Genomic DNA, 22,673 nt, shown 5'->3' with positions numbered 1-22,673 from the left:
CGAGGGCGAGACGAAGACCGTGCGTATCGGCGACGGCGAGATGACCATCAGCCTGGCCCGTGCGGAGGGGCAGTAGCGCCGGCCTCCGGCCGGCAGTGGGGCGGGCATCCTGCCCGCCCGACGTTCCACATGCCGCGAACGTTCACACCCTTACGTCCCGGAGGCGGGACGCCTCCGGCACAGCCGGCGGGGACGCCGGCGCTACGTCGGCTACCTTCGAGTCTCCGCCCATTGGGGCTGTGTTGGGTCACAGCCGGAGCTCCTCAAGTCCGTTGCCGTTCTTCCTGCCGTGCTTCGTGTTCTTCGTGCGCTTCGTGGCAAGGTCGTTCACTCGTAGTGCAGCGTGCGCACGGGGTCCAGGCGGGCGGCGCGAAGGGCGGGGATGAGGCTGAACAGGATGCTGCAGAGGATGGCTCCGCCCGCCGTCACGACCACCATCCTCGGCTCGACGTAGTGGGGGATGGAGCTGAAGAAGTAGATGTCTGCCGGGAAGGGATCGAATCCGGTCAGTCTGCGGATGAAAAGCCGGATGGCGTCGATGTTCTGCGAGAAGAGGACGCCTCCGACCACGCCTGCGGCGGCGCCGAACGTTCCGATGGCGGTGCCCACCAGCAGGAAGGCGGCGCATATCTGACGGCGCGTGTATCCGATCGCCTTCAGGATGCCCACGTCGCGGCGGCGCTCGTTGACGACGGCGGTCACGATGGCGAACACGAAGAACTCGGCCATGACCAGGATCAGGCTCATGATGAGCCCCTGGAGGAACTTCTCCATGGCCACCACGTCCAGGAGCGTCTTCTGTCGCTCTTCCCACGTCTCGACTAGGAAGGGCGGTCCGCTGTAGACGACCTGCGGGCGGCCGGATTCGCCGACGCGGGCCATGTGCCGGCCCCCGCCGAGGAAGGCCGCCCGGCGCGTGGCCTCGGACCCCGTCGGCACGATCTGGCGCAGCCACATCGCATCGTCGCCGTGCACGCTCCAGACGCGCACGTCCCGCGCGCCCGCCGTCAGCAGTTCGCCGGGTCGCGTTCCATACGCAACCGCCGCGATCGGCTCCCGTGCGGCCTGCCAGGCGCGCAGCATCCGGCCGTCGGCGGCGTCCCACAGGGCCGCCAGCCCCGTCGCGTCGGCCGTCAGCACCTGCGTGCGGTCGGGAGAGAACGCGGCGGCGGTCCAGCCGGCCGTCTGCATCGGCGGCAGCCGGACGGCCGGGCCGTCGCCCTCGAGGTCCAGGAGCACGGACCGTCCCTTCCCCTCCGTGGCCAGCAGGCGCTCGCTGAACGCGTCGAAGGCGATCGCGGTGACCGGCCCCGGGCCGACGTCCGCTGCGGCATACTCGTGCGGTTCCTCCCCGGACTCCGCATCGGGTGCGTCGAGGACGTTCACGCGGCCGTCGGCGCGCCCCACGGCGAGCAGGAATCCGTCCGGCGAGTAGGCCAGTTGCGTCACCGCGCTCTCCGCGGGCGCCAGCGTCGCCGTGCCGCCCGCGCCGACCTCGCAGAGTTGCACGGTGCCGTCCCGGCGGCCCGCCGCGAGGCGGCGGCCGTCCGGGGCCAGGGCGATGGCGGTCACGTCCGCCCCGGCGGCCGGCAGGCGCCACGCCTCCCGGCCGTCCGTGGCGCCCCACACGACGACGTCGCCGCGCGGCGTGTATCCGGCGATCCGCGAACCGTCGGCGCTGACGGCGATCTCGGCGACCGGGTCGGCGCCGTCCATCGTGCGCAGGAGGGCGCCGGGCGAGAGCCGCGCGCGGAGTTCGTCGCGCACCACGTCGGCATTCGCGTAGTCGTCCAGGCGCACGCTCAGCCCGCTGACGCTGCCGCCGGTATCGGCAAGGTCCATGGCCGCCTCGAGCGACATGACGACGTAGCCGGCGTCGAAATCGCTGTAGCCGGTCCGGAACATCCCGTTGACGGCGAAGCGTTTGGGCCGGGCGGTCAGCTCGCCCGTGGCCGTCACCAGCACGATATGGCCGGGCTCCTCGCCGAGACGTTCGGGGTCGTAGATCTGGAAGGGCGGGGCGAAGCCGGCAAACTGCTCGCCCACGAAACACGCCGGCAGCCGGGCCTCGGGCCGCTGGGGGTCGGGATAGGTCCTGAGCAGGTCCGGCAGGGCGCCGACGCGCATGTACTCCGGCAGGTCGGCCACCTGCCCCTCGAGTTCCGGGTGGACTCCGCGGAACAGGACGGGCTTCAGGTCGTCCATGCCCCGCAGCCGCACAAGGGCGAAGCCCTGTGCAAAGGGGGCGACGCCCTCGACGTGCCCGGCCGCGCGGATCTGGGCGGCCCAGGCCTCCCAGTCCGCCAGCCCGAACTGCTCGCCGGTGGCCGGCGTGATCGTCAGGTGGCTCAGGTAGCCGCGGATCGTCGAGGTCATCTCGATGTGGAAGCCCGCGAAGACGCTCATCACCACGATGATGGTGCCCACGCTCAGCGCGACCCCGAGCAGGGCCACGAGGGCCAGCCGCTTGCGCGTCAGGTAGCGCAGGCCGACGTGCAGCGGCCCGCCGCCCACCAGGGGGGCCGACGGGGGCAGCGGGCGGCCGGGCGGCGCCTGGGACTGGCTCAATGTGGTGCACCTCGTTCGCAGCGGGGCGGGCGGCATCGAAGGCCCCAGCTTACAGAAGGCCGGCCCCGGCGGCAAGTGACAGGCCCCGCCCGCCGCCTCCGTGCCGACTGCCGGACGCCGCCCGGGGCGTCGCGGCGTTTGCACGGCGCGCGGCAATTGGCTATAATGGGCCTCTTTCCAGAAGACATCGCCTCATTCCAGGGAGATCAACCGTGGCCAGGGTCTGTTCCATCTGCGGCCGGGGGACGACGACGGGGCGCTCGTACGCCCACCGCGGCCGGGCCAAGCACCTCGGCGGCGTCGGCATCAAGACGACCGGCGTGTCCAACCGCACCTTCCGTCCGAACCTCCAGAAGGTCAGGGCGCTGGTGGACGGCACGCCGACGCGCATCCTCGTCTGCACGCGCTGCATCCGGGACGGCAAAGTGACCAAGCCTCTCTGAGGCGGCCCCATGGCCATCACGCGCGAGCAAGTCGAGCACGTCGCCCTCCTCGCCCGCCTGGACCTGACGGACGGGGAGAAGACCGCGTTTGCCGAACAGCTCAGCGCGATCCTCGACTACGTGGCCAAGCTGGACGAGCTGGACACGGGCGGGGTCGAGCCGCTCGTGCACGGGATCGCGGTGCCGGCGCCCTTCCGCCCCGACCAGGCGGGGGCGTCTCTCTCGCCCGAGGAAGCGCTTCAGAACGCGCCCGAGCGTATGGACGGCTTCTTCCGCGTGCCCCGCATCATCGAGTAGCCGTGCGCAGGGCGTCCGTCAGCCGCGCGTAGCACTCCCCCAGCAGTCCTTCCAGCCAGTCCCGTATCTCCCGCGTGCCCTCCCGCAGGCCGCACGGCGGCAGCCCGGCGTCCCGGATCGATCCTCGTGCCGCCTCCGGCACGTCGTCGCGGCCGGGCAGGCGGCCCGGCTCCGGCAGCGGCCAGAGCGGCAGGAACAGGCTCAGGTTGTACAGGAAGCTCAGGCGGCGGTAGGGCAGGGCGGGCGCCGTGCGCGTGTGCTCCCACAGCAGCCGGCTCACCGGGTGGTCGGCCGTGCTCGGATGTGCGTGCAGCGTCCGGCGCAGCACGTAGAAGGTGCACCGCCGCCACATTCCGCCGGGAGGGCCGGGCCCGGCCTCGGGGGCCAGGTGCGCCATGCACGCACTCACCTCGCGGGCCAGGCCGTCCAGCACCCCCCAGCTCTCGCGCAGGAACGCGTGCAGTTCGACACCCACCGGATCGCCCGCCTCGTGTGCCGTCCTGATGCGCGTGCGGCAGAGCGCCGCCGCCTCCAGACGTTCCCGCGTGAAGTCGTGCAGGCCGCGCAGCAGCTCGGCCGTCCGCCGGGGAAGCACCTGCCGGGCCGCCTCCAGGAATTCGGCCTCGCCGGGCACCAGGTCAGGCACCATCGGTCCCTCCGCCGGCCTGTCTCCGCTTACTGGTGCTTGTTGACGATGTGCAGCTCGCACCTTCCCGTCGTGCGGTCGATCGATTTCACAAGCAATGATATCTTGTTGTCCCCGTCCAGCGCCGTCCAGTATGTCTCTGCCACCGCCGCCGGCTCCTCTCCGATCGGCAGCAGGCGGGGCTCGCCCTCGAAGGCCGGCAGGGGGCTGCCGTCCCCCGCGTACGTCGTGACGCAGTGGCCGTAGCCGGCGATGCCGCCTTCGTAGCTGAAGAACTGGCGCGTGCAATGGGCGGGATTGCCGCCCGGCGCCTTGATGACGGACAGCTTGTAGGCCTGCTGCGGATCGTCCAGGTCCGTCAGCCCGGAGATGCGGGCCGTGTAGTTGGGCGCATCGGGCTCGAAGGTGCGCGTGAACAGGGCCTCCTCGAAGGTGCCGCCGCCGCGGAGGGTGTCGAAGATCGTGTCTGTCTGGTCGCCGTTGGAGACGATGTGCTTGCGGCCGAGCGGGCGTGCGACGTTGTAGATGATCAGGGAAGGGTCCTTGACCTTCGATGCGTCGTAGGGCGCCGTGCGCACGACGTCGCCGTCGCGGACGAAAACGCGGTTGCGGCTGTTCTCGCTCCGGCCCATGATCCAGTAGACCTGGACGAACCGGGCGGCGTCGGGCGTCAGCCCCATGACGATGCCGCGTCCGGGGTAGGCGTTCTTACTCAATGCCTTCAGGTTGTCCTGTGCGATCCGGCTGATGTCCATGCAATCCCTCCGATCCACATTGCGTTGTCTGCGGGCGGCATTATAGCCGCCGAAGCGCGGCGCGGAAAGGAGGGAGCGCAGAACGTGCGGTTGCCACCCGCCGTCTGGACTGCCCGGCCGACGGGCAGTTGGAGGCCGCGCCTCGACCACCAGCCGCTGGAGGTGCATGAGTTCGGGGGCAGAACCTGAGCGCCCTCAGTGCGTCAGCGCCTGCTCAACAGAGCGCGGCAATCGGGCCGTCCCCCCGAGGACGACATCGCCCTGGTCGTCGTGAAGTCGCCGTAACTCACCCTCCGGCCAACGCTGCCATCCGCCTCGGCCATCGGCCGAGCCTTGACTCGCGTGCCCTCGGCAGTATGATATAGCACTTGATTACGCGGGCTGTGATCCGGCCGGAAGAACGAACGGGCCTCGAGGGGGAGGACGTCGCCTTGAACCCGCATGACGATCTGGCGCAGGTCGTCCGAAGCGTGAGAGAACGCCTCGGGCTGACGCAGCAGGAACTGGCGGTCAGACTCGGCGTGGCATTGCCGACGGTGAGCCGGTGGGAGAACAGCCGGAACGCGCCGTCGCGACTCGCCCGCGACAGGATCGAGGCCCTTCTGCGCGAGATGGGCGAAGACGGGGCAGCCTTACCCCCGCAGCAAGAGCCGTTTCGAGCTGCTGTTCCGCGTGACCGATGATGATCGGGAGCAATCGTTCCTTATCTGCCTTGACGAGACGCTGGAAGAAGCGACGGTGAAGGCGCTCGGCCTGGACAAAGAGGACCTGTTCGTATGCCGTGCATTGCCCTGACGGACGATCTGGCCGCCAACCTCGCGCTGCAGTGCCGGCTCAAAACGACATGAGACCGCGGATGAACGCCGATGAACACGGATGAAGCAGACAGACTGACCGATACCGTGATCGGCAGTGCGTTTGCGGTCAGCCGTGTGCTGGGATGTGGTCTTGCGGAGAAGGTCTACGAGAATGCGCTGGCGCGCGAGTTACGCAAGGCGCGACTCAAGGCGCACCAACAGTGGCCGATCCAGGTCCGTTGCGATGGGAAGATCGTCGGCGACTACGCAGCCGATATGCTCGTTGAGGGCTCCCCACTGCTGGAGCTGAAGGCGGTGCAGCAGCTTGACGACGTTCACCTGGCACAATGCGTGGACTACGTGGCAGCTGCCGGACTGCGCCTGTGCCTCCTGCTGAACTTCGGGAAGCCGAGGGTCGAGGTGAAACGGGCCGTCGTCGTTTCTAATCGGCGTTCATCTGCGTCTATCTGCGGCTGCACACTGAGGAGGGGACCATGGCGCGCATCGCTCTGGACAAGGAGGCGTTGGCGGAGTTCTGCCGTCGGCACCATATCCGGAAGCTCTCGTTCTTCGGTTCGGTCGTGCGGGACGACTTCGGGCCCGCCAGCGACGTGGACGTGCTCGTGGAGTTTGAGCCCGAGCATACACCCGGCCTGGCCGTTGTGGACATCGAGGAGGGGCTGTCTGAACTCCTGGGAGGCCGCACGGTGGACATGGTGAACCCGAAGTACCTGAATCGGCGCCTGAAGAGCCGCGTGCTGGACGAGGCGGAGGTGCAGTATGCAGAGGGATGACAACGTCTACCTCGGCCACATGCTGGACACGGCGCGCAAGGCGAGGTCCAGAGTCGAGGGGAAGTCCCGGTCCGATTACGACGACGACGAGGACCTGCGGATCGTCGTTGCCCACCTCGTGCAGACGATCGGCGAGGCAGCGGCCCGCGTGTCGGCATCGATGCGGCAGGCCCACCCGGAGATCCCGTGGAAGCAGATTACGGGGATTCGGCACCGCATCGTGCACGACTACATGGACACCGACTACGACGTTCTCTGGGAGGTCGCCGTGCGGGACCTGCCCGACCTGATAAGGACCCTGGAGCCAATGGTGCCGCCCGAGGGTGGCGAGCAATGAAGTTCGTAACCGTTCACGGATTTCCTGAGAATCTGCCCTCGAGGTTTGCGTATCCTGCCGCATCATGGCAGACGCAGCGACATCCGGATGCCCCAACTGCAGGCGGCTCGAAGCCCTTCTGGTCGCTCTGGAAGCACGCGTGACGGAGTTGGAGGCGCACAACGCCTCGCTTGAGTCCGAGATTGCCCGGCTGCGCAAGGACTCCTCCAACTCCCACAAGCCGCCGTCCAGCGATATCGTCAAGCCGCCGGCGGCCAAGTGGCGGCGCGGCAAGAAACGCCGCATCGGCGGCCAGCCCGGCCATCCCCGCCACGAGCGCACGCCCTTCCCGCCCGACCAGATCGACCAGACGCGCGACTATCGGCTCGACTGCTGCCCCGACTGCGGAGGGCCACTCGAAGAGGTACGGCGAGCGGCTCCTGGGTCACCTGCGCGTTCTGTTCCGGACCATCCACCGGCGGGAGAGCATGCCTCCGGACCGGTTCGCGCGCGTCCTGGAGAGGCAGCGCAAGGTGATTGTGCATGCCGCCACCCACCCGCCCTAGACCAGGGAGGCGCGCAACCTGGCGGAGCGATTCCGCAGGCACGGCGACGCCTACTTCCGCTTCATCACGACGCCCGGCGTGGAGCCGACCAACAATCTTGCCGAGCAGGCGCTCAGGTTTGTGGTGATCGCCCGGCGCATCACGCAGGGCACGCGCGGGGAGCCGGGACGCAGATGGTGCGAACGGATCTGGACCGCCCGCGCAAGCTGCGCCCAACAGGACCGCTCTGTCTTCGAGTTCCTTCATGACGCCCTCCGCGCCCACTTCACCGGCCAGCCCGCGCCGTCGCTCCTGCCTGCTTGACCGGGAGACCCGTGAACGGTTACCGGCCGACCGTGCAGACGCCGCCAGTCACCTCGGTGACCTGGTAGATGCCGCCGGTGTGGTGGAACCGCACCAGGGCCAGCCGCGCTCCGTCGGGCTGCTCCTGCGCCGCGCGGACCGTCACGAACGTCGCTGATCCGGCCGTAGCCGACCAGGACGGCGTGACTCCGTTGCCCGAGCGCATGTCGGGGCCGCAGGTGCGGCCGGGCGAGGCCGCGACCTCGGGATCGTCCACCAGGAGGGGCCACGGGCCGCCGCTGCAGGCGCCCACGCCCATCGCGCCGGAAGGCACGGGCTCGACTGCAATCCCGTAGACGCCCGCTCCGCCCGGAGCGCCGGGCTTCACGAACTCGACCTGGCGTTGGGTCTGTCCCGTCGGCTTGAACTCGACCAGGCCGTGCATGGGCGCATCCTCTCCGGCGGCGTTGAAGGCCATGACCGTGCCGCCGGGCAGGCCGGCGCCGCCTGGCATGCGCGTGAAGACGTGGGCGCTCTCGCGCCGCGCCCGGGCAGCGTCGATGAAGCTGTTGTATGCCTGCGCCGGGATGCGGAGCGAGTCGCCCGACCGGACCCTTTTCATGTCGTTACCCATAGACACCTGCCACAAGTCGCTATATAATGCTGTTCAACCATTGTGTATTCAGCCGCTGCCTTTCCCCGTCGATGGAGAAGCGCGTTGGCCCAGGAAGCAGGCAAAGAGCAGATCGAGAAGTGGGAGCGTCGAGCTCCCGGCTGGGTGGTTCGCTGCCGGAAATGCGGATTCACCGAGCCTTGGGGTAAGTACGGCATACGCCTATGGGGTGCGGGACGGAATTGGACACTGGGCTGGTGCTCACGGTGCCGATGGATTCGTATCCACGTCATCGAACGCCGCAAGACCGAGTAATCTGGTTGCAGACGGTCACTCATGTCCCTATCCCCAGCCTCGAGAAGTCGCCGTACTCGTAGACCTGCTCCACTTAGACGGCCACCGGCCTCTTCGCCAGGAAGCCGGTGGCCTCGTCCTCATCGTCGGCGTAGCTGACCCAGAGGTACTCCCAACCGCGTTTGCTGATGCCGGAGATGTTCTCGATGACGAGGTCGCGCCGGTTCGGGCTGGCGGCGAAGCGGAAGCTGATCTCCCAGTCGTCGCCCCCCCGCATGGAGCCCGAAGCCCCCAGGAAGATGACCTCTCCCGTGGAGAATCCGCGGAACGACGACTGGTTGACCTTCCCCGTCAGTTGGAAGAGCGTGCCCTTGTAGCCAGGCGTCACGTAGGCGTCGGAGAGGTAGTGAGTCTCGTTGAAGCTGTAGACGGGGACGTGGATGTCCACGCCCTCGATGCTGTCGCGGGTGACGCCGACCGCGCCCCGGAAGTTGGGCGGCGCGCCCCCGGGCGGGATATTGCTCCGCATCCGTCACTCCGTGCCCTATCACAAGGTGACCGACCTGGAGCAGCGCCAGAACATCCTGCAACGGCTGTTCGGCATCTGGCAGCTCGGCATCTATACCCCGGGCACAAGCAGCGTGACGGGTGAAGGAGTGGCGACGCGTCCGGAGGTGGCGTTCCAGGGTCTGCCGGATCCCGATGAAGCTACCGAAGCAATCGCAAAGATCCTCAGCCAGTTCAAAGCTACTGGCGAGTAGCCTGCGGATAACCCGACTCGGTGCGCGGCGAGCACAGAATCGATAGCCGGACATGACCGGACGAAGAGGAGGGAATGCAGACCGGGACCGTACTGCACCAGCTTGGGCTCGACCGTGCCTCGGTTGTCGAGGTGCTTCATGAGAGAGCCGGTACCTGTGTCTGCCGGATCACACAGGAGAAGAGGTCTTATGTCCTGAAGTGGTGCCCGTCAGGCCGGCGGGCGACCGAAGTCCGGGCCTACCAGCTGCTGCAGGACCTTGGTGTCCCGACGCTTCGAGTCCATGCGTTTACGGATAACGCCTTGCTGTTGGACGACCTGGCCACCAGTCCGCAATGGCGGTTGGCGAGTCGGGACGACGTCGCAGAGGCAGGCACTGGGGCGGCAGTGGCATTGTGGTACCACGAACTGCACCGAGCCGGCCGCAGACTGCTTCGGCGATCTGATGCACCGCCCGACTTCCTGACCCGGGAGTGTGATGCTCTGAGAGTTGAGAGCATCCTGTCCGTCGGCCGCAAGCTTGACATGGCCGACAACGCAGTCTGGGAGCTGGCGGCAACGCACATTGAAGCCATCAAGGCCGCCATGCGGTCACTGCCCGAGACGCTCAACTACAACGACTTCCATTGGACGAACATGGCGCTATCGAGGAGAGAACCGATCCAAGCCGTCGTGTTCGACTACCACCTGCTCGGCATCGGGCCTGCGTACAGCGACTACCGGAATGTCATCGGGTCTTTGCAGGCGCAAGCAGCTGCAACCTTCCGTGAGGCCTGGGGGCCCGTGGAGGAGCGCGAGAGGATCCTCGACGGTCCGGTCTCCACGCTCAGCGCCCTGCAGGTTGCCGTGGAGCAAGAACAGTTGCCTGAGTGGGCAAGGGGCCTCATAGAAGACGTCAGGAAGGGCGAGCTGCAGGAGGCCCTTCTGCGTGCGATCTCCATCCTCTGGCTCCCGCCGCCGCTTCGGCCAGGAGGATGGTGCGGTCGCCGGAGGGCTCGTCGGACGTGTCGAAGTCGAAGGCGGGGTAGGCGGCGAGGACGCGGAAGCCGGCTTCCCTGAGGTAGCAGCATAGCTCGCCGACCGTCATGACGCGCAGGACGTCCTCGTTGTGGATCCCGTGCTCGCGGCCCTCCGCCCGCACCGTCGCCCTGACCTCCAGGTGAAACAGCGCGGCGAAGTCGTCGAAGCGTCGGCGTTCCTGGAACTCGACTTCCATGGTCTCGCCGACGCGCTTGTCCCAGTAGGTCTCGTCGAACGTGATCCATTGCGCGAGCACGTTGACGTTGTCCAGGAGCAGCAGGCCGCCCGGCCGGAGCGCCCGCCGCAGGGCGCGGAGCGCCAGGATGATGCGCTCGGTCTCGACGAGGTAGCAGATGACCGAATGCATCGCGAGGGCGGCGTCGAAGGCCGCGGGCCGGTCGAACTCGAGCAGGTCCCCGGCGAGCAGTTCGGCATCCAGGCCGCGCCGGTCGAGCTTGCGGCGGCACTCGCGGACCATCGGCTCGCTGTAGTCGATGCCCGTGAGACGGAAGCCTTCTCTCACGAGGGGGATGAGGTGCTTGCCCGTGCCGCAGCCGGCGTCGAGGACATCGTGCACCGGACGCCGACACACCTCCCGCAGGGCCCGGAGGATGAAGGCCAGCTCCCGCCCGCCGACCTCGGCATCCTCGTGCCCCTCGACCAGCAGGTCGTAGACCGCCGCTATGTCGTCGCCGTACGGCTCCGGTACGTGCATGGGGCCCTCACCGTGAGTGAAGGCCCCAGTATACACGCCCGTGGCAGCCGGGTCACGGCGGCGCGGCGAGCCCGTGCCGCAGCGAGTCCAGCGGGAACGGCGGACGCGCCAGCGGACGCACGGCGAGCGACATCAGCAGCAGCACGCTGTCGTCGCCGGCGATGCGGTTCGTGCGCACGACGCTGCACTCCGTGCAGCGATGCACGAGCGCCCATTCCCCGTTCTTCTGGACCCAGACGGCGATGGGTTCCATGAGCCCCCGGCAGCCCGAGCGACGGTCGCCCGAGCGCATGTCGACGTGCAGGCTCCAGAGGCAGTGCGGACAGTGGTTTCTATGTTCGGTGCCCGGCGCCTGGCCGGGTATGACGTTGCGACATTGCGCGCAGACGCAGGCGGCCTCGGGGACGGCCTGTGCGGCGCGTGATTCGTATCGTCGTCGCATGCAGTGACTCCCTGCATGTCTGTGCATTCTGTGCAAAAGCGGCGACGGCGCCCGAAGGCGAGGCCGGGCCGCGGCTGTTGTGCTTCACGCCGTGGATGGACGCATTGACGACAACCTTCGCGGATGTCATAGATGTTCCCGGTGGTTGAGTGCTGACCGACGAAAAAGAAGAAGCCGCAGGTTGTCACGCCTGCGGCCGGTGCGCCAAAACGAAACCGGCCGCCCCAAATGGGACGGCCGGATCATTCAGTCAAGGACGCGAACGCGCCCTCAGGATCGAGCCCGCCCGAGGCGTGACACGACGACGCTCTGCGCTCTCGCAACGGTCATTCGACGCCTCCGGCAGAGGGGGATTCGTTGATCAGTCAGTCCGAAACCTGGCCCGGGATTCTACACCGGGACGGCCGGGTGTCAAGGGAAAGGAAGCCGGACCGCCGTGTGCGGCACAGCCGCCCCCGGCTGTGCGTTCCGTGCTGGGGCGCATGCAGCCACAGCCGGAGGTGGCTGTGCCACACGAGACGGCGGCGTCCTCGCCGGCCGTCCGGGTGCGGCCGGGTCACGGCGCGGTCAGCGATTCCACGACCACGCCGCAGTCGATGGCGAAGGGCAGTTCTACCTTCCGGACCTCGCCGTAGTAGTGGACCACCACCGTCACCGTCTCCCGCTTCTGCGGCAGGCCGATCCGGAACCTCCCCTCGGTCGAGGGCGTCCCGTCGTCGGCGAACGACAGGCTCGTGTCGCTCCCCTGGCTGGTCCACTGGATGGGCTTGTCGTCGGCGTCGAGCATCTCCAGGTAGGCGATCTGCCCGAGCGCCTCGCGGGCCTCGAGCGTCACGGTCATCACCGGTTCGGCCGGCCAGGCCATCGACATGTCGTCCTCGGCCGGGGCGTCGGCGGCATCGGCCACGGTGACCTCGGTGATCTCGAAGGGCACGGGGCCGGCGGTGATCCGGGTGCCCTTCCGGAGCGGCACGGCCTCCTGACGGGCGGCCGCGGGCTGCATGCCGGCAACGACCGCCAGCGTGCCTTCGGCCTGAATCGAACGGCTGCCGGCGGCCGGGATGCTGCCGGCCCGGACCTCCATGAGGCGCACGAGCTTCGGCGACGCCGGGTTGAGCCCTACGTTCAGCTCCCAGTACTCCAGCGCCGCCTCGTCGGGTTCGGGGGCGGCCAGGTCCGTGCCGGCGCTGTCGCGGAAGGCCCGGAACTGCGCAACGGCCGTCGCCAGCGGCACGACCTCCGCAGAGCGGGAGATGACCGCCAGCACAAGCGTGGTGCCCATCCGCTCGCCGAACGGCATCATCTCCCAGTCCCACGTGTCGGGGTCGGTGCCCGTGTCGCCCACCACGCGGAGGCCGACGACGCGGCATCCGAGCGCCTCGGCCGGGTCCACGGTCTGCCCGGCAACGGACGCCTGCAGAAGCACGACGGAAGCCGCCAGCACCCACACCACAGACCGTCTCATGTCACCCTCCCTGACTGGAACCCAACGGCGGGCGCGGCGCTCGGGGCCGCGCGTCCACGATATCGTACGTCGCCGTCGGCGGGCCTGTCAATCCCGGTTCGACGGCGGTGTTTACTGGCGGTGTGGGCCCCACTATAATGACGGGAGATTCGCCCCCATGCATCTGTGAGACCCCGCCATGGCACGCCAGGGCAGAGAGCGCCGACATCGCTCGGCCGATCCGATCGTGCGCCGGATCGACGCCGTCCGCCGGGCGCTGGTCGTGTGGACGTGGGGGTGGGGCTACCTGTGGGTGTCCCTGCTGGTGGTCACCGCGCTGTTTGCGGGCGTTCTGATCGACCACGGGCTGGTGCTGCAGAGGTGGGGGCGTCTGACGTTCTTCCACGCCTTCACGTGGTCGGCGGCCGGCGCCGCCCTGCTGGCCACGCTGTCGCCGCTGTTGAGGCGCACCGGCCGGCTCTACGTGGCGCGGCGCATGGAAGTGTGCCGCCCGGAGTTGAAGAACACGCTCATCAGCTACCTGGAGTGCCGGAAGGACCCGGCGGTCCCGCTGGAACTCCGGCGCCTGATGCGGAGCAGGGCGGCCGTGCACGTCCGGTCGCTCGATGCCCGGGTGGCCGTGGACCCGGCCCGTTACGTGAGGCTGGCCGGCGCCGTCGCGGCCGTGCTGGCGGCCTTTGCGCTCTACGCACTGATCTCGCCCAAGAGCGCCGGAGCCAGCGTGCGGCGGCTGATGAACCCGCGGGCCGATATCCTGCCCCCGACGGCCACCCGCCTGGTCGAGATCGCGCCGGGCGACGTCTACGCGATCGTCGGGTCCGCGCCCGCAGTGGGCGTGACCGCGACGGGCGTCGAGCCGGCCGCCGTCGACGTCATCTGGGACGGGACGACGTTCTCCGGCCGTCGCCTGCCGCTCGTTCCAGCGGGGCCGCACCGGTGGGAGGGCGCGTTCCCGCCGCTGCTGGAGGACGGGCAGTATCACCTGGTCGCCGGCGACACGCGCAGCGAGCGATTCGCCATCCGGCTGCTGCCGGTGCCCGCCGTGGCGGACGTGCGCATGACGATCGCCCCGCCGGCCTACACGGGGCTGCCCGTGCAGACGGTCGACGGCGGCAGCGCCGACGTGGTGCAGGGGACGGAGGTGACCGTCGAGGCGCGCACGAACCTGCCCGCGCGGGCGGGCTTCGTGCAGTTCGCGCCCGGCCGGCGGCTGGCCATGGACGTGGGGGCCGACCGGCGGACGCTGCGGGGCCGGTTCTTCGTGCGGCGTTCGGAACGCTACTCCATCTGCTTCGAGACGCCGCCGTATCCGAACGGCGCCTCGTTCGCGAACCCTTCGCCCGTGGTCTATGAGCTGACCAGCCGCCCGGACCGGCCTCCGACGATCGAACTCCTGGCGCCGGAAGACGGGCTGGAGGCCAAGCGCGACGCGAAGGTCCTGCTGGGGTACGCAGCGCGGGACGACTTCGGCATCGCACGGGTGAACCTGCACTACCGCGCGAACGGCATGGCCGGTTCCATGGACACGGTCGCCGAGCCCGCCGTCGCCTCCGTGCCCCGCGGCGCGTACGAATGGGACCTGGCCGGAGTGCCGCTGCGGCCGGGGTCCGTGCTGGCCTACTGCCTGGAGGCCGTGGACAACCGGCCCGACCGGCCGCAGACGGTGCGTACCGAGGAGCGCCGCATCCTCGTTCCCGCGCTGCCCGCGCGCGACACCGCCCCGACGGCCGACTCCGACGAGCGCTCCGCAGAGGCCCCGGCCCGCCAGGACGCCCCCGGCGGACAGGCCGGCCAGGATGAAGCGGAAAGCGCCGGGGGCCACGCCGACGCGCTGACGGCTCAGGCACGCCGGATCGCCCGCGCGTTGGCGCAAGCGCAGGAAACGGCCGCTCCCCGGGCCGCCGACGAAGAGGCCGATCCGGTGGCAGACGCCGCCCCGCAGACCGCTGACGGCCAGGCATCCGGAGCGGCGCCGGCCGATGAAGCGGGGGCCGGTGTGCAGGGCACGCACGAGCCGGCGGACTCCGACGCGGGAGGCGAAGGACGCGAGGACTCACGGCGGCATGCACCGGAGTTCGAGGCCGGCGACGGGGCCTCCGAAGGCGGCGGCGCGCGCGGCCAGGCCCGCGGAGGACGCCCGCAGACCTCGGATGCCGACCGTGGGGCACGCTCCGGCGGCGCGACGAGCCCCGGCGGAGCCGAAGGGGGGGCTGCGCCGGATGCGGCTTGGGCCGCCGCCGGTGAATGCGCCGACTGCGCGGTGGGCGAGCGCCCGGGCGGGGCGGAGGGTTCGTCCCGCGCCGGGGCGTCGTCCGAAGGGGAGGGCGGGGACGAGGGCGGACCGTCCGGGACCTCGACCGGTCAGGGCGCCGAGCGGGGCAATGCGGACCCCGGCGCGTCGCCCGGCGAAGGCGGCGATCTGCCCGGCCGCACGCCGCCCGGCGATGGCGGCGGGGGGGGCTCCGCCGGCGGCGGGGGCGGCGTCCGCGCCCTTCCCGAGGACGGCCCGCCGGAGCCCGCCCTGTCGCAGGATGAACTGGACCGTGCGATGGAGGCCGTCGCACGGATGCTGCGCGACGAGAGCCTGCCGGGGGGCCTGCTGAAGGACCTGGGGATGGAGCGGGAGGAACTCCGTCGGTTCGTCGAGCATTATCGGGCCGCCCATGTGGACGGGTCGGCGCCGGGCCCCGAGGGGCCGGCGGCCGACCAGGGGCGCGTCGTGTATGCGCCCGAGGCGGCGGCCGACGGGGTGCGCGCGACGGAGGGCCTTTCGGATACACTACCGGCCGACGTCCTGCGCAGCCGGTTCGAGGATGCCGACGGGCGCCTGGCGCCCCGGTACCGCGACGTCGTTCAGCAATACTACAGAACACTGTCAGAGATCCCATGAGAAGACCCCTGAAGCTCCGCCGTTACCTGGTGCATTTCAGCAGCCACAACATCCCGCAGATATTCACCGACGTGCTCGTTCTCGGCAGCGGGGTGGCGGGGCTGACGGCCGCCCTGGCCCTACCGGAGCGCACCTCCGTGCTGGTCGTTACGAAGGGTGAGCTGCACGACGGGAGCACGAACGAGGCGCAGGGAGGGGTGGCCAGCGCCATGGGCCCGGGGGACACTCCGGAACAGCACGCCCGCGACACGCTGGAGGCCGGCTGCGGCGTCTGCAACGAGGACACCGTGCGGCTGGTCACCGAAGAGGGGCCGGCGTGCATGGAGGATCTGGCCCGGCTGGGCGTGCGCTTCGACCGGGCCAACGACGCGCTCTCGTTCACCCGCGAGGGCGGGCACGGGCGCGCGCGCATCCTGCACGCCGACGGCGACGCCACGGGCCGCGCCATCGCGACGGTGCTGTGTGCCCGGGCGCGCGAGCGCGCCAACACGGACATCTTCGAGCACACCTTCGCGCTGGACCTCCTGACCTTGGACGGCACGTGCCACGGGGCGCTGATCTGGAGCGAGAGCCGCGGGCTCATGATGGTGCGCGCGCGCCAGACCGTCCTGGCCACGGGCGGCTGCGGCCGCATCTACCGGGAGACGAGCAACCCGCCCGTTGTGACCGGCGACGGCCTGGCCATGGCGTTCCGGGCGGGCGCGTCGCTTCAGGACATGGAGTTCATGCAGTTCCACCCGACCACGCTCTACGTCGCCGGGGCGTCCCGGGCGCTCATCAGCGAGTCGCTGCGGGGCGAGGGCGGCGTCCTGCGCAACCGCGCCGGCGAGCGCTTCATGGACCGCTACCATCCGGACGCCGAGCTGGCGCCGCGCGACGTTGTCAGCCGCAGCATCATCGAGGAACTGCGGCGTACGGGACACACCTGTGTCTACCTGGACGTGCGCACGATGTCGGCCGACTACCTGGCGACGCGCTTCCCGACCATCACGGGCCTGTGCCGGCGCTTCGGCCTGGAGCCGTCGGCGGACCTGATTCCCGTGCGTCCGGCCGCCCACTACATGGTCGGCGGGGTGCGCACGGACCTGGAGGGGCGCACCGACATCCGCAACCTCCTCGCCTGCGGCGAGGTGGCCTGCACGGGCCTGCACGGGGCGAACCGCCTGGGCAGCAACTCGCTGCTGGAGGGTCTCGTCTTCGGGCGCCGCTGCGCCGCCACGGCCCAGGCCGCCATCGACAGGGCCCCGGAGGCGCTGTCCGTCCACGCCATCCAGGGGCTGCCGGAGGAACCCGCCTACGGGAACCTGAACCTGGCCGACGTGGGCAACTCGCTCCGCAGCCTCGTCTGGCGCAGCGCCGGCGTCGTGCGCACCGGCAGCGAGCTGGACGAAGCCCTCGAGATGATCACCTTCTGGTGCCGCTACCTGATGGACAAGGAATTCGACGGCCCGGAGGGCTGGGAGCTGCAGAACATGCTGACGGTCTCGCGCCTCGTGTGCATGAGCGCGCGCCAGCGCGGGGAATCGCGCGGCGTGCACTACCGGAGCGACTTCCCGGAGACCTCGCCGAACTGGCGGCGGCACATCATCACGGCGAACGCCAGTCAGGAGTGGCTGTAGTCGATGCGGGCGTGCTGGCCCGTGTGGGATGTCACGGCCGTCCGGACCAGGTGGCGTTTGCCCTCACCGCAAGCACGGAGGGCAGGGCCGATGACGCAGCAAGAGCGCGCGGAAGTGACGTTCAAGGGACTGGGCATCGTCCTGCTGGCCTCGGCGATCCGCCCGGCGTCGGGGATGATGCCGGCGGCGCTCTCCGGCGGCGGCGCTCTGTCTGCATCCGGCCGAGCGGCCCTGGCGGCCGTCGTCCTGATCCCGGCGATCTTCGGTGTCGCGTTCATCACCGCGGCGCGGCTCCTGGCGCGCCGCCTCCTGCCGGCCTGTGACCCGGCGCCGCCGCCTCCGGAGGAAGCGCTGGCCACCGGCGTCTGTACGGCCGGTCTGTTCTGGATGTGTGCGGCTGCGGCCATGATCCCCCCGGCTCTCCTGCTGCCCATGGGGACACCGGACGTCGGGGTCGGACTGGCGCGTGCCCTCGCCGCCATCTCCGTGATCCTCGCGGCGGTCTCCTTCTCGCTGGCGTTTGCACTCCGGCCGCGGAGTGTGGCCGCGTTCTGCGGACGGGTGGCCGGCGGGCCGCCTCAGAGCATGCTGACAGCCGGGCTGTGGCTCATCGGGCTCTGGTTCGGCACGCGCGGCCTCCTGATGGTGCTCTCGACTCTCAGTGTGCTCATCGAGAGTTCGCATCACGTGGCGATGACGGATGGCAGGGGGCCGCGATGGGTGCTGGGCTGGGTCGCCAGCGCAGGGAGTGCGGTTCTGCTTGCCGTGCTGCTTCTCCGGTGCGCACGCGGGATCGCATCCCGGTTCGGGAGAGCGGCGGACATGGAGGGCGCCGCCGGCGACGGCATCCGTTTGGGAGGCACGGCGGCGCTGGCGCTGGTTGTCCAGGTCGTTATCGCCGGCCTGCTCATGGGCGTCGATCCTTGGAGCGTGCGCACGGTGGTCCTCGGCGACGGCCGGGACAGGCTGATCGAGTTCGTACGGGGTATCGCGGAGCGTGTCGGCGATCTGTTGGGCCTGGCGCAACCCGGTCTGGATGCGGCGGCCGACGTCGCCGGAGCGCTGTTCGCCGTCGCCATGCTGCCGCTGCTGGCCGTCGTCGCGCTCTGGCTGGCAGGCAGGCTTGCCTGGCCGACGGCGCGCCTTGTGCACAAGCCGGCTGCTCCCGACGCGGAGACGGCGGCGCCCGCGTTGCCCATACTGCTGGAGGTCGGCCTCGCCGTGCTGGGGCTCTACCTCGCCATCGACCTTTTGTGCTCGGCGGCGTTGTCCATCGTCGCGGGCGGCGGCGCTCCGCCGGCGGCTGCCCCGTACCGCTTCGAACCGGCGCTGGCCGCGCTGGGCGCCCTCGCTGTCGTGCTGCTGAAAGGGGATCTGGCCTTGATGACCGTGCGGGACGGGGCAGCGCAGGAGGCGGGCCGCGCCACGCGGGCGGCGCTGCTCGGGCCGTGGTTGGTTCTGCTGGGCGCCTGGCTCGTTCTTCGGGATGGGCCGGCGATGGTCTCCTGGGCCGCCATGGCGTTGGCCCGTGCCTCGAGCGCATGGACGACAGCCTGGCCGCCGTGGGGCGCCGTCCCCGGGCTGCTGCTGATCGTGTGCGCCCGGCCGATCGCCCGCCTCCTGTCCTTCGGGCCGTTGCTCAGGCGACCGAAGGGGGAGGGGTGAGGCGACTGGACCGGCGGCGATCCGTGCGCATGGCCGCCCGTTGACGGAGTGTGGAACGGCCGCCCTCGGCTGTTGGTCCAGGTCTGGAGCGGCCTGCTTGCAGGCAGGAGCGCACAGGCGAGGGTGCCTGTGCCAACCAAGAGCACTTCCTCAACGGGCTGACAGGGCTTGACTTGGCCGGATGGTGCGGGTAGTCATGTTGGCGTTCTTGCGGCCGATGGGCACTGAGGGAGAGCAACGAGCATGATCGTGGTTAACACGGAGACGATCCCCGGCCTGCGCATCGTGCAGGCCAGGGGGATGGTCCAGGGGAACACCGTCCGGGCCAAGCACGTGGGGCGCGACCTCGCGGCGGGCCTGAAGAACATCGTCGGCGGCGAACTGCGCGGCTACACAGAGCTGCTCACCGAGGCCCGCCGTCAGGCCCTGGAGCGCATGCTCGCCCAGGCCGAGGAACTGGGCGCCAACGCCGTGGTCAACGTGCGCTTCAGCACCAGTTCCATCACGTCGGGCGCAGCGGAGATCTACGCCTACGGCACGGCCGTGACGGTCGAGCCGGAAGCGCAGCCGTGAGAGGGGGGTGCGATGGAGGGGAGTCTGATCAGCGTCGTGCCGGTCGGGTTCCTTCTGATGCTGGGCTGGATCGCGGGCCGGACGGCGGAGAGGCTGCACGTCCGGTCGCTTCGCATGCGCGAGGAGGCCCTCGCGCACGTCCTGGTGACGGACGTCCGAACGTTCCCGCCGGCCGCAGATCCTTCCGCCCATGCGGCCGTTGTGATGAGCGAGGTGGTCATCGCCACGGACTACATGAAGACGTTCCTCGCCGGCCTGCGGAAGATCGTCGGCGGCGAACTGCACAGCTACCAGAGCCTGCTCACCCGCGCGCGCCGGGAAGCGGTGCTGCGCCTGATGGATCAGGCGGTGGGGCTGGGCTACGACGCCGTCTGCAACGTGCGCCTCAACACCGCCGACATCGGCGGGGGCACGATGCGCAAGCGGGCGGCGATGGTGGAACTCATCGCCACGGGCACGGCCTACCGGAGGACCTCGGGCGGTGACGAGAGCCAGCAAGTCGGACAAGCCGTCGGTCTTTGATGAGCCGCACATGCACGGCGGCCCGATGAAGGCCGACCCGAGCGAGGCAAAGGCGGCGGCCGGCCTCCGGCGCGAGGCTCCGGCCGAAGCGAGCGAAGACGCGCGCGTGGACCGGACCGTCTGGGATGAGCCGGGCCTTTCCCGCGAGCTGGCCGGCGGGCCGCCGGCCGGCGAGTTGACCTACCGCGACTGGCTCGTCCGACGGCGGGACGGTGTGAGTGCGGCGCGCACCTGGGCCGTGACGCTCGGGCTCGCGGTGGCCGCCGGCCCGTGGGCGGTGCTGGGGGCGTTCTTCGGCTCGCGGCAGGGCCATTTCACCGTGCTGGTCGTCGTCGTCTTCGGGCCCGTCGCCGAGGAAGTCATGAAGGTGGCGGCGCCGTTCTACGTGGTCGAGCGGCGGCCGTTCCTGTTCCGATCGCCCGCGCAGATCGTCCTCTGCGCGCTGGCGGCCGGGCTTGCGTTCGCCGCCATCGAGAACGTGATCTACCTCGGCCTCTACATCCCGCGTGCGTCGCAGGCCATGGTCGCCTGGCGCTGGACGGTCTGCGTGGCGGTGCACATGGGCTGCAGCCTGGTGGCGGGGATGGGCGTGATCCGCGTCTGGCGCGACTGCTGGGAGCGGATGGACCGGCCGCGGCTGTGGATGGCCTTTCCCTACCAGGTCGTGGCCATCGCCATCCACGCCGTCTACAACGCCGCGGCGGTGGCGTTCAGTGTGGGGCACGGTGCGTTCTGAGGGCAGGCGCGAACGGGCCGAACGGAGACGTGCACGGACCCTCCTTTGCCCTTCCGGCGACGGAGGGCCTGCGGCACACGGACGGCCGTTGCGCGTTACCAGGCGCCGCGCCGGATGTCTTGCGCATATCCGACTAACACCCCGTAGTCGGCGTACTCTTCCACCGGCCGGTCGGGCACGGTGCGGACCTTGAACGCCATCTCGCCGTGCGGAAGCAGGCGCTCCAGGTAGTGCCTCTTCACCTCGGCGTCGATGAGGCGCCCCTGCGGGTCGAAGAACTGCGCTTCGATGCCGATCTTCTCCCACTCCACGTCGCTCTCATTGCGCAGTTTGCCGACGACGTAGACAACATCGCTGCCCTTGAACATCTCCGATTGAGTCACCGTGATCTGCCCGGTGTACGGGACGGCATCTTCGGCGCAGCCGTCCGGCCGGAGACGGGCGGAGAGCCACTCACCATAGACCATGAACCCAGCGGCGATCAGCAGGAATGGCGGGACGATCTGCCACAGCCAGCGCACCTGCATGTGTCCGCAGTGCGGACAGGCCCGCGCCCGGCGGTCGATCTCCCGAAAGCACATTCTACATAGCTTCGTATGTGGCTCGTCCTGCATCGTGCCGTTCCCTCAGAAGAGCGAATCTGCCGGCGACGTCGCGCGCACAAAGACGGTGTGCGCCGCGTAGCGATTCATGGGCAGTTCGGGCGGGGCCACCAGACGGAAGGCCGCTTCACGGTCGGGAGGAATAGTCAGGGGCCGGATGTACCAGGAATCCAGCCTGCCTACGTCCACGAGCCGGCCGGCGGCGTCGGTGAACTGTACCTCGAGGACGGCAATCCGCAGCGCCTCCTCTGCTCCGTTCCGCAACCGCCCGACGATGGCGAGCACGGGCTCACCTGCCTGTTCGCCCGGGACCATCTCCGAGGCAATCACGTCCACTTCTTTCTCGAATGCCCCCGCACCGGCAGCCGAGCGAAGCGCCAGCAGCCGCTGTGAGGCGAGGGACATGACCCACCACTGGAGCCCGATGGCGCACAGCACCATCGCGCATATCAGATAGGGCCCGAAAAGCACCCGATAGGCGCCACTGGCCGCGCGATCCTGCCAGCGGGCGCAGTGGGGACAAACGCGCGCGTCCGCATGCAGCGACCCCGTGCACCAGCGGCACCTGCGCTGAGCCCCTTCCGCTTCCTTTATTCCGCTTGGGTCGCCCATCGGACCTCCACTTCGCAGGCGGCGTAGTCCGCTACGGGAAGGTAGGGGAAGTGAGTGATTGCGAAACTGCGGTTCTCACCCGGTTGGACGCTGAGACTATGGTAGTCGTTGTTGACGTCGATCAGCTTGCCGTCGGCATCCAGAAAGCGGCATTCGGTCTCGATTTCCTCCCAGGGGATCCGCGACCTGTTCTCGAGTTTGCCCGTGACAAGCAGGACGGTGGATTCGTCTTTCCTGCCAGGTTCCATTCGGGTCTCCACGGCCACCAGCTGGTGCCTGTACCGGCTGAAGTCCTTTCCGGGACCGAACTTCTGGTGAACGAAGGCGCCCGTCGCCACCATGAACACGAGTGGCGAAAACATCAGGAGAGCCAGAACGGCTGGATGCAGAAGCCAGGCCCACCGGGTCTGCTGAATTCGGCAGTGGGGGCAGCGCTTCGCGCGCGGGTCGAGCGGCTCATAGCAGTACCGGCACAGCTTCTCTGTCCGTTCTGCCTCCATGGCAGTCCTCCTGCCCCTGAATACGCCGCCGCACCGCCCGGTATTCGCCCCCTGCCTTGTGAATTGTAGTGCGCGTCGGGCGGGAAGTCAATATGGGCGGCCCCTTCGATCCGTAGTGCAGCTGACTCGGGGCGGACCGGCACGGACCGACACGGACCGGACACGGACCTGTGCGGACGCC

General features: G+C 69.6%; 24 protein-coding genes and 1 pseudogene. 15 read left to right on the top strand and 10 right to left on the bottom strand.

Annotated elements, in window-relative coordinates:
* Positions 1–327: 327 nt before the first annotated feature.
* Complete coding sequence (locus GXY85_06260) at positions 328–2,568, bottom strand: FtsX-like permease family protein (GenBank protein ID NLW50432.1); 2,241 nt, start codon at positions 2,566–2,568, stop codon at positions 328–330.
* A 212-nt stretch (positions 2,569–2,780) separates the two neighbouring features.
* Here GXY85_06260 and GXY85_06255 point away from each other — a divergent pair, with 212 nt between their 5' ends.
* Both GXY85_06255 and gatC read left to right on the top strand, forming a co-directional pair.
* Positions 2,781–3,011, top strand: a complete 231-nt coding sequence (locus tag GXY85_06255; GenBank protein ID NLW50431.1) for a 50S ribosomal protein L28 — start codon at positions 2,781–2,783, stop codon at positions 3,009–3,011.
* 9 nt (positions 3,012–3,020) lie between these two features.
* Positions 3,021–3,308 (top strand): Asp-tRNA(Asn)/Glu-tRNA(Gln) amidotransferase subunit GatC, encoded by a 288-nt coding sequence (gatC, locus tag GXY85_06250; GenBank protein ID NLW50430.1) that lies wholly within the window; start codon positions 3,021–3,023, stop codon positions 3,306–3,308.
* Here the strand turns inward: gatC and GXY85_06245 are convergent.
* Together GXY85_06245 and GXY85_06240 are read right to left on the bottom strand one after the other, a co-directional pair.
* A complete protein-coding gene (locus GXY85_06245; GenBank protein ID NLW50429.1) occupies positions 3,298–3,957 on the bottom strand; it encodes a hypothetical protein in 660 nt (219 codons plus the stop codon). The genes gatC and GXY85_06245 overlap by 11 nt on opposite strands.
* A 26-nt stretch (positions 3,958–3,983) precedes the next feature.
* Complete coding sequence (locus GXY85_06240) at positions 3,984–4,709, bottom strand: inosine monophosphate cyclohydrolase (GenBank protein ID NLW50428.1); 726 nt, start codon at positions 4,707–4,709, stop codon at positions 3,984–3,986.
* A gap of 431 nt (positions 4,710–5,140) precedes the next feature.
* Here GXY85_06240 and GXY85_06235 point away from each other — a divergent pair, with 431 nt between their 5' ends.
* From GXY85_06235 to GXY85_06215, 5 genes and pseudogenes are all read left to right on the top strand, one after another.
* Positions 5,141–5,392, top strand: coding sequence for a helix-turn-helix transcriptional regulator (locus GXY85_06235; GenBank protein NLW50427.1), 252 nt, complete (start codon positions 5,141–5,143; stop codon positions 5,390–5,392).
* A gap of 183 nt (positions 5,393–5,575) precedes the next feature.
* Positions 5,576–5,941, top strand: a pseudogene (locus GXY85_06230) (GxxExxY protein).
* A gap of 59 nt (positions 5,942–6,000) precedes the next feature.
* Complete coding sequence (locus GXY85_06225) at positions 6,001–6,300, top strand: nucleotidyltransferase family protein (protein ID NLW50426.1); 300 nt, start codon at positions 6,001–6,003, stop codon at positions 6,298–6,300.
* Positions 6,287–6,637, top strand: coding sequence for a DUF86 domain-containing protein (locus GXY85_06220; protein ID NLW50425.1), 351 nt, complete (start codon positions 6,287–6,289; stop codon positions 6,635–6,637). The genes GXY85_06225 and GXY85_06220 overlap by 14 nt, the downstream gene beginning before the upstream one ends.
* Positions 6,638–7,200: 563 nt before the next feature.
* Entirely contained in the window at positions 7,201–7,485 is a 285-nt protein-coding gene (locus GXY85_06215) for a transposase (protein NLW50424.1), read from the top strand.
* A gap of 19 nt (positions 7,486–7,504) precedes the next feature.
* Here the strand turns inward: GXY85_06215 and GXY85_06210 are convergent, their stop codons facing one another.
* Both GXY85_06210 and GXY85_06205 read right to left on the bottom strand, forming a co-directional pair.
* Positions 7,505–8,098: a hypothetical protein gene (locus tag GXY85_06210; GenBank protein NLW50423.1), complete on the bottom strand. Its 594-nt coding sequence runs from the start codon at positions 8,096–8,098 to the stop codon at positions 7,505–7,507.
* 367 nt (positions 8,099–8,465) lie between these two features.
* On the bottom strand, positions 8,466–8,900 hold the full coding sequence (locus tag GXY85_06205) for a hypothetical protein (protein NLW50422.1): 435 nt from the start codon (positions 8,898–8,900) through the stop codon (positions 8,466–8,468).
* A 10-nt stretch (positions 8,901–8,910) separates the two neighbouring features.
* Here GXY85_06205 and GXY85_06200 point away from each other — a divergent pair, with 10 nt between their 5' ends.
* A complete protein-coding gene (locus GXY85_06200) occupies positions 8,911–9,132 on the top strand; it encodes a PH domain-containing protein (GenBank protein NLW50421.1) in 222 nt (73 codons plus the stop codon).
* A gap of 74 nt (positions 9,133–9,206) precedes the next feature.
* The gene (locus tag GXY85_06195) at positions 9,207–10,190 is read left to right on the top strand and encodes a phosphotransferase (protein ID NLW50420.1); all 984 of its coding nucleotides are present in this window, start codon (positions 9,207–9,209) and stop codon (positions 10,188–10,190) included.
* Between the two features lie 728 nt (positions 10,191–10,918).
* Here the strand turns inward: GXY85_06195 and GXY85_06190 are convergent.
* Both GXY85_06190 and GXY85_06185 read right to left on the bottom strand, forming a co-directional pair.
* Complete coding sequence (locus GXY85_06190; protein ID NLW50419.1) at positions 10,919–11,335, bottom strand: RNHCP domain-containing protein; 417 nt, start codon at positions 11,333–11,335, stop codon at positions 10,919–10,921.
* 529 nt (positions 11,336–11,864) lie between these two features.
* Positions 11,865–12,773, bottom strand: a complete 909-nt coding sequence (locus GXY85_06185) for a hypothetical protein (GenBank protein NLW50418.1) — start codon at positions 12,771–12,773, stop codon at positions 11,865–11,867.
* A 178-nt stretch (positions 12,774–12,951) separates the two neighbouring features.
* Here GXY85_06185 and GXY85_06180 point away from each other — a divergent pair, with 178 nt between their 5' ends.
* The 6 genes from GXY85_06180 (at position 12,952) to GXY85_06155 (ending at position 20,778) form a co-directional block, all read left to right on the top strand.
* The gene (locus tag GXY85_06180) at positions 12,952–15,663 is read left to right on the top strand and encodes a hypothetical protein (protein NLW50417.1); all 2,712 of its coding nucleotides are present in this window, start codon (positions 12,952–12,954) and stop codon (positions 15,661–15,663) included.
* A complete protein-coding gene (nadB, locus tag GXY85_06175; GenBank protein NLW50416.1) occupies positions 15,660–17,282 on the top strand; it encodes an L-aspartate oxidase in 1,623 nt (540 codons plus the stop codon). The genes GXY85_06180 and nadB overlap by 4 nt, the downstream gene beginning before the upstream one ends.
* A 90-nt stretch (positions 17,283–17,372) precedes the next feature.
* Positions 17,373–18,947 (top strand): hypothetical protein, encoded by a 1,575-nt coding sequence (locus GXY85_06170; protein ID NLW50415.1) that lies wholly within the window; start codon positions 17,373–17,375, stop codon positions 18,945–18,947.
* A gap of 243 nt (positions 18,948–19,190) precedes the next feature.
* Positions 19,191–19,520 (top strand): YbjQ family protein, encoded by a 330-nt coding sequence (locus GXY85_06165; GenBank protein NLW50414.1) that lies wholly within the window; start codon positions 19,191–19,193, stop codon positions 19,518–19,520.
* Between the two features lie 12 nt (positions 19,521–19,532).
* Positions 19,533–20,042: a YbjQ family protein gene (locus tag GXY85_06160; GenBank protein NLW50413.1), complete on the top strand. Its 510-nt coding sequence runs from the start codon at positions 19,533–19,535 to the stop codon at positions 20,040–20,042.
* Entirely contained in the window at positions 20,002–20,778 is a 777-nt protein-coding gene (locus GXY85_06155; GenBank protein NLW50412.1) for a PrsW family intramembrane metalloprotease, read from the top strand. Before GXY85_06160 ends, GXY85_06155 begins: the two co-directional genes overlap by 41 nt.
* Before the next feature lie 95 nt (positions 20,779–20,873).
* Here the strand turns inward: GXY85_06155 and GXY85_06150 are convergent, their stop codons facing one another.
* From GXY85_06150 to GXY85_06140, 3 genes are read right to left on the bottom strand one after another with little or no spacing between them, the layout of a single operon-like run.
* Positions 20,874–21,359: a DUF3426 domain-containing protein gene (locus GXY85_06150; protein NLW50411.1), complete on the bottom strand. Its 486-nt coding sequence runs from the start codon at positions 21,357–21,359 to the stop codon at positions 20,874–20,876.
* Between the two features lie 45 nt (positions 21,360–21,404).
* On the bottom strand, positions 21,405–21,992 hold the full coding sequence (locus GXY85_06145; GenBank protein NLW50410.1) for a hypothetical protein: 588 nt from the start codon (positions 21,990–21,992) through the stop codon (positions 21,405–21,407).
* Positions 21,971–22,492 carry a hypothetical protein gene (locus GXY85_06140; GenBank protein ID NLW50409.1) on the bottom strand — a complete coding sequence of 174 codons (522 nt, stop codon included), beginning with the start codon at positions 22,490–22,492 and terminating at the stop codon, positions 21,971–21,973. Before GXY85_06140 ends, GXY85_06145 begins: the two co-directional genes overlap by 22 nt.
* Positions 22,493–22,673 lie beyond the last annotated feature (181 nt).

Source organism: Candidatus Brocadiaceae bacterium (assembly GCA_012728835.1).
Classification (GTDB): Bacteria; Planctomycetota; Brocadiia; order SM23-32; family SM23-32; genus JAAYEJ01.
The sequence above is the reverse complement of the archived record's forward strand: the minus strand, read 5'-3'. Positions and strand labels throughout refer to the sequence as shown.

Coding starts and splice junctions, on each gene's coding strand:
- GXY85_06210 (NLW50423.1), bottom strand. CDS start 8,098: ATGGGTAACGACATGAAAAGGGTCCGGTCGGGCGACTCGCTCCGCATC.
- GXY85_06145 (NLW50410.1), bottom strand. CDS start 21,992: ATGGGCGACCCAAGCGGAATAAAGGAAGCGGAAGGGGCTCAGCGCAGG.
- GXY85_06140 (NLW50409.1), bottom strand. CDS start 22,492: ATGGAGGCAGAACGGACAGAGAAGCTGTGCCGGTACTGCTATGAGCCG.
- GXY85_06185 (NLW50418.1), bottom strand. CDS start 12,773: ATGAGACGGTCTGTGGTGTGGGTGCTGGCGGCTTCCGTCGTGCTTCTG.
- GXY85_06195 (NLW50420.1), top strand. CDS start 9,207: ATGCAGACCGGGACCGTACTGCACCAGCTTGGGCTCGACCGTGCCTCG.
- GXY85_06245 (NLW50429.1), bottom strand. CDS start 3,957: ATGGTGCCTGACCTGGTGCCCGGCGAGGCCGAATTCCTGGAGGCGGCC.
- GXY85_06150 (NLW50411.1), bottom strand. CDS start 21,359: ATGTGCTTTCGGGAGATCGACCGCCGGGCGCGGGCCTGTCCGCACTGC.
- nadB (NLW50416.1), top strand. CDS start 15,660: ATGAGAAGACCCCTGAAGCTCCGCCGTTACCTGGTGCATTTCAGCAGC.
- GXY85_06190 (NLW50419.1), bottom strand. CDS start 11,335: ATGCACAGACATGCAGGGAGTCACTGCATGCGACGACGATACGAATCA.
- gatC (NLW50430.1), top strand. CDS start 3,021: ATGGCCATCACGCGCGAGCAAGTCGAGCACGTCGCCCTCCTCGCCCGC.
- GXY85_06220 (NLW50425.1), top strand. CDS start 6,287: ATGCAGAGGGATGACAACGTCTACCTCGGCCACATGCTGGACACGGCG.
- GXY85_06205 (NLW50422.1), bottom strand. CDS start 8,900: ATGCGGAGCAATATCCCGCCCGGGGGCGCGCCGCCCAACTTCCGGGGC.
- GXY85_06240 (NLW50428.1), bottom strand. CDS start 4,709: ATGGACATCAGCCGGATCGCACAGGACAACCTGAAGGCATTGAGTAAG.
- GXY85_06225 (NLW50426.1), top strand. CDS start 6,001: ATGGCGCGCATCGCTCTGGACAAGGAGGCGTTGGCGGAGTTCTGCCGT.
- GXY85_06165 (NLW50414.1), top strand. CDS start 19,191: ATGATCGTGGTTAACACGGAGACGATCCCCGGCCTGCGCATCGTGCAG.
- GXY85_06180 (NLW50417.1), top strand. CDS start 12,952: ATGGCACGCCAGGGCAGAGAGCGCCGACATCGCTCGGCCGATCCGATC.
- GXY85_06160 (NLW50413.1), top strand. CDS start 19,533: ATGGAGGGGAGTCTGATCAGCGTCGTGCCGGTCGGGTTCCTTCTGATG.
- GXY85_06170 (NLW50415.1), top strand. CDS start 17,373: ATGACGCAGCAAGAGCGCGCGGAAGTGACGTTCAAGGGACTGGGCATC.